This window comes from Pedobacter sp. PF22-3 (genome assembly GCF_026239555.1).
Classification (GTDB): Bacteria; Bacteroidota; Bacteroidia; order Sphingobacteriales; family Sphingobacteriaceae; genus Pedobacter.
In genome coordinates this window covers 372,320-380,030 of record NZ_JAPIVP010000004.1, presented here as the reverse complement: position 1 = coordinate 380,030, position 7,711 = coordinate 372,320, and the positions used below count along the sequence as shown (strand labels likewise).

7 protein-coding genes and 1 tRNA gene are annotated in these 7,711 nt (G+C 37.0%); 4 read left to right on the top strand and 4 right to left on the bottom strand.

The genetic code is table 11. From position 1 onward, the window contains the following. Positions 1-203 precede the first annotated feature (203 nt). Both OQX63_RS08280 and OQX63_RS08275 read left to right on the top strand, forming a co-directional pair. Positions 204-710, top strand: coding sequence for a GNAT family N-acetyltransferase (locus OQX63_RS08280; RefSeq protein ID WP_265850410.1), 507 nt, complete (start codon positions 204-206; stop codon positions 708-710). A 180-nt stretch (positions 711-890) separates the two neighbouring features. Next, positions 891-963: transfer RNA gene (locus OQX63_RS08275), tRNA-Phe, on the top strand. A 58-nt stretch (positions 964-1,021) separates the two neighbouring features. On the opposite strand, the gene OQX63_RS08270 is transcribed toward OQX63_RS08275, so the two are convergent. Beyond that, complete coding sequence (locus tag OQX63_RS08270; protein WP_265850409.1) at positions 1,022-1,444, bottom strand: SRPBCC domain-containing protein; 423 nt, start codon at positions 1,442-1,444, stop codon at positions 1,022-1,024. 362 nt (positions 1,445-1,806) lie between these two features. Between OQX63_RS08270 and OQX63_RS08265 the strand changes: the two genes are divergently transcribed. Continuing rightward, positions 1,807-3,405 carry a S41 family peptidase gene (locus tag OQX63_RS08265; RefSeq protein ID WP_265850408.1) on the top strand — a complete coding sequence of 533 codons (1,599 nt, stop codon included), beginning with the start codon at positions 1,807-1,809 and terminating at the stop codon, positions 3,403-3,405. A 68-nt stretch (positions 3,406-3,473) separates the two neighbouring features. Here the strand turns inward: OQX63_RS08265 and OQX63_RS08260 are convergent, their stop codons facing one another. Continuing rightward, positions 3,474-4,076 (bottom strand): hypothetical protein, encoded by a 603-nt coding sequence (locus OQX63_RS08260; protein ID WP_265850407.1) that lies wholly within the window; start codon positions 4,074-4,076, stop codon positions 3,474-3,476. 64 nt (positions 4,077-4,140) lie between these two features. After that, positions 4,141-4,425 carry a hypothetical protein gene (locus OQX63_RS08255; RefSeq protein WP_265850406.1) on the bottom strand — a complete coding sequence of 95 codons (285 nt, stop codon included), beginning with the start codon at positions 4,423-4,425 and terminating at the stop codon, positions 4,141-4,143. Positions 4,426-4,529: 104 nt separating this feature from the next. Here OQX63_RS08255 and OQX63_RS08250 point away from each other — a divergent pair, with 104 nt between their 5' ends. After that, positions 4,530-5,012: a GNAT family N-acetyltransferase gene (locus OQX63_RS08250; RefSeq protein ID WP_265850405.1), complete on the top strand. Its 483-nt coding sequence runs from the start codon at positions 4,530-4,532 to the stop codon at positions 5,010-5,012. 82 nt (positions 5,013-5,094) lie between these two features. Here the strand turns inward: OQX63_RS08250 and OQX63_RS08245 are convergent, their stop codons facing one another. Further along, positions 5,095-7,512 carry an outer membrane beta-barrel family protein gene (locus OQX63_RS08245; protein WP_265850404.1) on the bottom strand — a complete coding sequence of 806 codons (2,418 nt, stop codon included), beginning with the start codon at positions 7,510-7,512 and terminating at the stop codon, positions 5,095-5,097. Between the last annotated feature and the right edge of the window lie 199 nt (positions 7,513-7,711).

Here is a 7,711-nt window from a genome sequence, read left to right as displayed (position 1 = left end):
CATAATATTCATATTTGTTGTTGCATAAGTTGTCTAATCTCAATCTAAGTTTATGCTATACCTTTAGATTCGCATGACGTTTTCTTTTGATTCTCTGAGGCATAAACATTTTATATCCCCATAAATGTTAAGTATTTTAGCATTTTTGCGTTATGCAGAAACCTACAGATGATATTATAACCCCGAGGCTAATACTTCGTTTAATGAATAAGGAAATGATATCCAATTTCCTGGAAAATGATTTAGAAGGGGCAACGCTTTTACTGGAAGCTAAAATTACTGTAGAAATGTTCGCTCATTCAGGTAGTTGGCAATATGGCTCAAAGCAATTTGAAGATTCAGATTATTTGCCATGGTCGGCAAGGGCAATTATATTAGCAGACGAAAATAAAATGATAGGATTGGTGAGGTTTCATAGTAAGCCTAATCCCGAATATTTAAAAGAATATGCTACAAATGCGGTTGAATTAGGCTATCGCATTATTAAAGACTACAGGAAAAGCGGTTATGCAACAGAAGCTGCTACAGCTGTAATAAACTGGGCTAACATAAACTTTGGTGTTGAAAATTTTATAGCCAGTGTTTCGCCGCAAAATAAAGATTCGCTTAAACTTGTTTCTAGCTTAGGATTTAAAAAGATTAGTGAAGTAATGGACGATATAGATGGCTTGGAGTATGTTTTTCTGACGAATATAAATGACCATTTATAGTGAATGTTATTTTTGATCATCTAAATCGGTTGAGTGCGTGATGTGAAATAAAAATATTTTTTCATTGCATCTTCTTGCTTATCAAAAAGATGAAGCTTTAAAGTCTTGTTTTGATGAAAAAAATTGAAATCCTTTTTTGGAATTGGAAAAAAGAATACTACATTTGCAATCCCAAAAGGGGGTGCCATAGCTCAGTCGGTAGAGCAAAGGACTGAAAATCCTTGTGTCCCTGGTTCGAATCCAGGTGGCACCACTTCCAAAAGCCTTTCAGTAATGAAAGGCTTTTTTGGTTTTATATATTTCTTTAAGTCTTATCTTTCGGCTATTTCTTTAACTTTAACTAAAGCTTTTGGCCATGTTTCTTTAAAATATTCGGTCCATTCTTTAATGATGTCCATATCGATCAATAGTTCGGTTTGACCTTCTTTTTCGTTTAAGGTGTAGTTTTCGAAAGATTCGCCCCAGTTGTGCAACGTTTCTTCCCCATCTTTTATTTCGCCGATATGTTTAATGGACAGGTATTGGTAGGGTATATTTTCATGGATTACCGCAAGCATGCCATTTCCTTTGCCATCACCAAAAATTGCCCTGCTTCCTTTTTTCCAGTCGGTTTCTACCTGCGATCCTTCAGCAAATACAGCAGTCCATTTTGGGTAACTGTCAACACCAAAAAGCACATCCCAAACTTTCTCTTTTGAAGCGTTAATTGTGGTTTTAAATTTAATTTTTTCCATGAGGTATAATTTAGGTTGTCATTGGTTTTTACTAAACCTTAATTAGGAATTATATTTTAATGTTATTGATTATTAAATTGTTATCGCAAATTTGCGAATGATCTGATAAATTGAAGTGGTGTAAAGGCGACAATTTATGGGGGCATAAAGGTTAATATCTGTACGCCTTTTAAAATATCTCTTGAAATTTAATAAATATTACAGTGAAAAGAATTTAATTGGTAGATTTACTTAACTCATTGTGCGGGTATAGGCATACAATATTTTGAACGGGATTGAGTTTTGGATAGATAAAACTTTGTTTTGTAACAACCTTAACATTGCCTAATACGTATATTGAAAATTATACTACAATAATTTCTATGAGAAATAAGAAATTCCTTTACCTGGTAATACTAGGTTTTTTAAGCTTCGGAGCAATTAGCGGCTGCAAAAAGAGCAGTACTGAACCCGAGACCGAAGTCCCTCCTGTTGTAACAACACCTAGTGGAACTCGGGATGAATTGACTAAAGATTCTATTTTCTTATACGGAAAGGAACTTTATTATTGGAATACTTCGCTGCCTACTTATGATGTGTTTAATCCGCGGAGATTTAGTTCGAATGAGGCTGAACTTTATGCCATGACACAATATTCCTTAGATCCTGCAACCGGAAAGCCCTATGAATATGTAAGTACGTCTGGTGAGCCTAAATATTCGTTTTTCGACTACACGGCAGCTACTACAGGAAAAACAGGATCGCTTAAAGCAGATGTAAACGGTTCTGCAAATGATTACGGTTTTTCTGTTCAGTACAATTACAATAGTACCACAGATCTCATGGTAAAATACGTTTATCCAAACTCGCCAGCAGCATTGCAGGGTTTAACACGTGGTTGTAGGATAACGAGTGTGAACGGAAGAACCGATCTGACCTATCCGGGTGCGGTTAATTTTTTAAATAACGCTATTTTTGGTAACAATGCGACGGTTACTTTAGCTTTTAATGATGTTGCTGGTAACCCGAAATCAGCCGTTATTTCAAGCGGGATATATACGGTTAATCCAATATTGTTTACAAACGTTTATACAGTCGGCACAAAGAAAGTAGGTTATATTGTATTTAATAGTTTTACCAATAATGCTTCTTCTGCAATAAGTGCAGTTTTTTCTAATTTTGCAACGCAGGGCGTGAGTGAAGTGGTTGTTGATTTACGCTATAATGGTGGGGGCTATGTTTCAACAGCTATCGAAATGATCAATCTGATGGCCCCGGCAGGCGAAAACGGTAATACAATGTTTACTTCTTATTACAATAACTACCTGCAAACCATTACTACTGCCCAGCGAAAAACCTCTGTTTTGGCACACCAACCGCTCTTGGATGATGCAGGTAAATTACAGACTTTTACAACAGGTGTAAACGGAAAGTACGCTACTTATGCAGATTTAAATTATTCGGCTACAGCAGCCGATAATGTAGAAAAGTTTGCAAAAACTGGCGGTTTAACATTAAACAGGGTTTATTTTATCGTAACGGGATCTACTGCATCTGCGAGCGAGCTCACTATTAACAGCTTAAAACCGGTAATGGATGTAAAGCTAATTGGGAGAACAACATATGGTAAACCTGTGGGTTTCTTTCCGATCAGAATAGATAAGGTGGATATGTATATTCCAGAGTTTGAAACCAAAAACAAACTTGGTGTTGGCGGCTATTATTCTGGCCTTACGGTTGATAAAGAATCGCCAGAGGATTTAAGTAAAGCATGGGGCGATGAAACCGAAACCTTGTTGAATTACGCATTGACTTATGCCAAGAATGGTAATTTTGTAACTTCGGCGAAAAAAACATCCAGTTTGAGTACAACAACCACAGCAGTGCCAAAATTATCTATAGCTCAATTAAGGGAGCTCGACGAAAAGCTAGATGCAAATGGCTTTAAAGGAATGGTTATGACTCCTCATAAGAAATTTTAATGAAATGCTCATAAAAATGCCCGTTTAACATATTTAGTTAAGCGGGCATTTTTTGTTTATGATGGTATTTATAGTAATATTTTACTGCTGATATCTTTATTAATGGTAATGTAACCCGGATATTTAACAGGTGTACTGCCAAGCATAAAGGTTGGCCTTATTTTAATGGTTAATAAACCTAATTTTTCATCTTTCGAGGATGATCCTTTTTGAGCCGCCTTGATAATATCGTTAAAAACATTCCCATTAGATATCAACCCGTAAATATTGCTCATCAACTGTACGGGAACAGTAACAGTTTGACCTTGCGCAATGCTCACATTCTGATTAACAATGCCTTCTGCCAGATCAGTATTATTAACCAATATTTTATATTCGAACTGGTTTATCGCTGCTAAATTACTCGATGGATTGGTTATTTCTAAATTCAGGTTTGCTTTTAAAGGGATGTCTTTTCTTAACAAGCCTAACGCCACACCGGGCAAGCTCGTTAAACTAAAGCTTTGCTGATCCATTAATGTTTTAACATCAGTGCCTGCAATCGATATCTGTTTTACTCCGGTAATCTTATAGGTGCAGTCTTCCAGCGCTTTTATCTGCTGTGCCTGCCTGTTTATTCCACAGCCAAAAATGCTGATGGTAAACAAAAAAAGCAATAGTTTCTTTTTCATATCATTCATAACGCCAAAATACTAAAACTATTTCAGCTGCAATATGCGTTTAACCAAAATTAACCTAGGCACTAGGTGTAGCGGTTTCAATATTGTTCCGTTTATCATTGTCATCAGTTTTACTTTCTTCAGCTGGTTTTTCCGTCTTATCTGCTTTTTCAACCTGATCGTTAGAATGAGCTTTTTCCTGATCTGCAGCTTCTCCCGTTTTTTCTGTGGCCTCTCCTGGTTGAGCTGTTTCCTTTTCTGTAGACGGCGTTACAGTTTCTATTTCCAGCTGTACATCATCTGTTGGTTTTGGATGATCGTTGCCCGGTATTGTCTCTTTTTTGTTTTCTTCGTTTTCCATGGTATAAATCTTTTTTAATATTTATAATGGAATTTGATTGTATTTTGTTTGCATTTATTTTAAAACAATCGGTCGTTTTTTAATTTTGCATAAAATGATAAGATATGGCCATAACCCTTAGAAAGATAACTCCGGCAGACAATATTGCTGCTGCTTCCATGATCAGAACGGTTTTAAGAGAATTTAAAGTAGACAAGCCAGGTACTGTTTATACCGACCCCACAACCGACGATTTGTCAACACTTTTTGAGCATCCTAAATCTGCTTATTGGTTGGCCGAAGAAGACGGGGTTATTATTGGCGGCTGTGGTATTTACCCAACCGCGGGCTTGCCAGAGGGTTGTGTTGAACTCGTTAAATTTTATGCCCTTCCAGCTTCGCGTGGCAAAGGCATTGGCAAAATGCTGATGGAAAAAAGTATAGAATCTGCGCAGCAATTTGGTTATAATGAAATTTACCTGGAATCTTTTCCGGAACTTGCCAAAGCCATTACCATGTACGAAAAGGCTGGATTTAAAAAACTTGCAGGTCCGCTGGGAAATTCTGGTCACTATGCCTGTAATATTTGGATGCTACTGGTTTTATAGCTGGTTTAATTGTCGAAACCGGTCAATCGGTTAACTGTAGAAATCAAACTCAGTTAACCGATTTTTTATTTTACCATCATGCTTAATTTTTGCCTACCCTGTTTTCTTCATCGCTTGTTCCGGTTTGTCTTTTACGGGCGGTTTTGATTTTCATATTCCCGAATTTATAGGTGAAACTTAGGTTTACCCTGCGACTTTCCCATTCGTTTTGCCAGTAGGTTTTAATGTTATTGTATTCCAGGTTGGCCCTAAATTTACTCGTATTAAAAATATCGTTAACTTTTAGTGCCAGTGTGGCATTTTTGTTCCAAAATGATTTTTTAGCCCCAATATTGAGCTGATAACTTTCTAAGCTTCGAAAAAGGCCGTTAACGGATGGCGAATCGTAAAAGGCATAAGCTGATAAACTATAGTTTTTAGGCAAAGTAATGGTATTATCCATAACTACTGACCAATTCCAGGAGAAAGCATTGAAACCGCTTCCCTGTACAGCTGATTGTGTCCGGTTAAATCCTGCTGAAACTTCGGTACTGTTATTCCACCATTTGGTTACATCAAAAGGACTTCCCGTGGCCATGTAAAAGTTTGTGGTGCGGTTTAGGTTTTCAGGTCTGGAAATACTTTCTTTTGTAATATTGTTCTGATAAACCACTTCCGATATCGAACCATTGTTAACCGAATAACTTAAAGTAAGCACCCTGAAGTTTTTAATTGAGTAATTAAATTCGAAGCTATTGGCGTAGGATGGCTGTAGCAACGGGTTGCCTTGTAGTGCAGTATATGGATCGGAATAAAAGGTAAATGGATTTAAGCTGCTGTAAGATGGCCTGTTAATACTCTTGCGGTATGCAGCTGTGATGAGGTTGTTCGAATCGAGTTTTATGGAAACAAAAAGCGTAGGAAAAAGCTTCCAGTATTTGCGGTCAATTAAAGTGTTCGTGCCTGATGAGCTGCCATTACCTAAAGTTTGTTCTGCGCGTAAACCCGCTTTAATTTGTATATTTTTAAAACTTTGATCGAGGGAAAGATAACCTGCATTAATATTTTCGTTGTATAAAAAAGCATTGGTTCTGCCGGGATCGTTAACCCAACCTGCTGTTTTTAAAGAGTCGAAACGTACATCGCTCTGCGAATTTACCCAGCTGCTTTTCCAGCCGGTTTCCATTTTTAATGTTTTTGAAAAATTTAAGCTATAATCAGCCTTAATAGAATAGATAGAAACATTGCCCATCCCTTTATTGCGTAAATCGATAGGATTCCCGATCAACTGATCGTTTGCATCAAGGTAATTATTAGTAAAAGTTTCATTTTTGCTATTATCGTATTGAACATAATCTGCATCAAAACCCAATTCTCCGCCCAGCGTATCCGTTTTAAAACGGTAGTTGAGGTTAAGGGCATGGTTTTTTTCAGTATTGCTTTGTGGATTAAACATTGATGTTCCGCCCATTTTTATGCCGGCCGCGTTATAATTTACTGAATTACTGTTTACCTTTGTTTCTTCAGGAGCGGTAAAGCCTTTTACCATTACCCCTAAGGTATGTTTCTCGTTGATAAAATAATCGGCGCCGGTAGAATAATTTAAGCTGTTGGTTATCGGGTGCCAGAAATTAAGCTGGTTATACTGCTCATCCCCAATGGTTCTGTTTAATGTTAACCTGTTGTATGAATTGAAATGTCCGGCGTCTAAACGTACATAAGTACTCACCTTACCGATATTGTAATTCAGGTTGGTACCTGCGTAAACTTTTCCATAACGGCCATAACCACCACCCATATTCATGTTTCCGTTAAATCCCTGCATTTTATTTCGTTTAAGTTTAATGTTGATGATCCCTGCTGTGCCAGCGGCATCAAAAGAAGATGGTGGGTTAGAAATCAATTCTATTTTGCTTAATACAGATCCGGGCAGCGACTTTAAGTAAGTGGTTAACTCCAGCCCCGTCATATAGCTCATCTTACCATCAATCATTACATTAATTCCCTTTTTACCTTTAAGTACAATATTATCGTCTTTATCCAGTTTTACGCCTGGCGATCTGCTGATTACTTCCAGTGCATTATCACCTGCGGTATTCATCTGTTCTACATTTACAATCACACGGTCTGCCTTTTGGTCTATCACAGGCATTTTCGATACGATATTTATATCTTTCAGGTTTTGAGCCTGATCTGCCAGTATAATTAATGGAACTTTTACGGCCATATCTTTTACTTCAAATGGTGCAGACTGGTTTTTGCCATAACCCATCATTAAAGCCTTAATAAGATACTGGCCAGGTTTAATATTGCTGAATTCGTATAAACCTTGTTGGTTGGTAACCTGTAACGCAACTGAAGCCGAATCAGGTAAGTGGATTAATGCTACTGATGCATAATCAAGTGATTTGTTTCTTTTGTCGGTAATGGTTCCTGATACCTTGATGTTTTGAGCAAGAGTAGTTTGAAAATTAAAAATAAGTAGGGCAAAAAGAATGGATTTAAATAAAGGATTCATCATCGTGTTGGTTTTTAATATTGACGATTCAAAGATGAAGAGGTTCCGGTACCCTAAAAATTATATAATCCCAACCCTTTAAAATATTATCCCAATCCATTTTTAGCGCGTAATTGGCGTTCATCCTTAAAATGTAGCGGTTGGGATAATTATTTGCCCGTTTGGAATAAGAAAATAGGCATTGAAAAAAGCTTTGTCTAGT

Coding starts and splice junctions, on each gene's coding strand:
- OQX63_RS08245 (WP_265850404.1), bottom strand. CDS start 7,512: ATGATGAATCCTTTATTTAAATCCATTCTTTTTGCCCTACTTATTTTT.
- OQX63_RS08260 (WP_265850407.1), bottom strand. CDS start 4,076: ATGAAAAAGAAACTATTGCTTTTTTTGTTTACCATCAGCATTTTTGGC.
- OQX63_RS08255 (WP_265850406.1), bottom strand. CDS start 4,425: ATGGAAAACGAAGAAAACAAAAAAGAGACAATACCGGGCAACGATCAT.
- OQX63_RS08280 (WP_265850410.1), top strand. CDS start 204: ATGAATAAGGAAATGATATCCAATTTCCTGGAAAATGATTTAGAAGGG.
- OQX63_RS08250 (WP_265850405.1), top strand. CDS start 4,530: ATGGCCATAACCCTTAGAAAGATAACTCCGGCAGACAATATTGCTGCT.
- OQX63_RS08270 (WP_265850409.1), bottom strand. CDS start 1,444: ATGGAAAAAATTAAATTTAAAACCACAATTAACGCTTCAAAAGAGAAA.
- OQX63_RS08265 (WP_265850408.1), top strand. CDS start 1,807: ATGAGAAATAAGAAATTCCTTTACCTGGTAATACTAGGTTTTTTAAGC.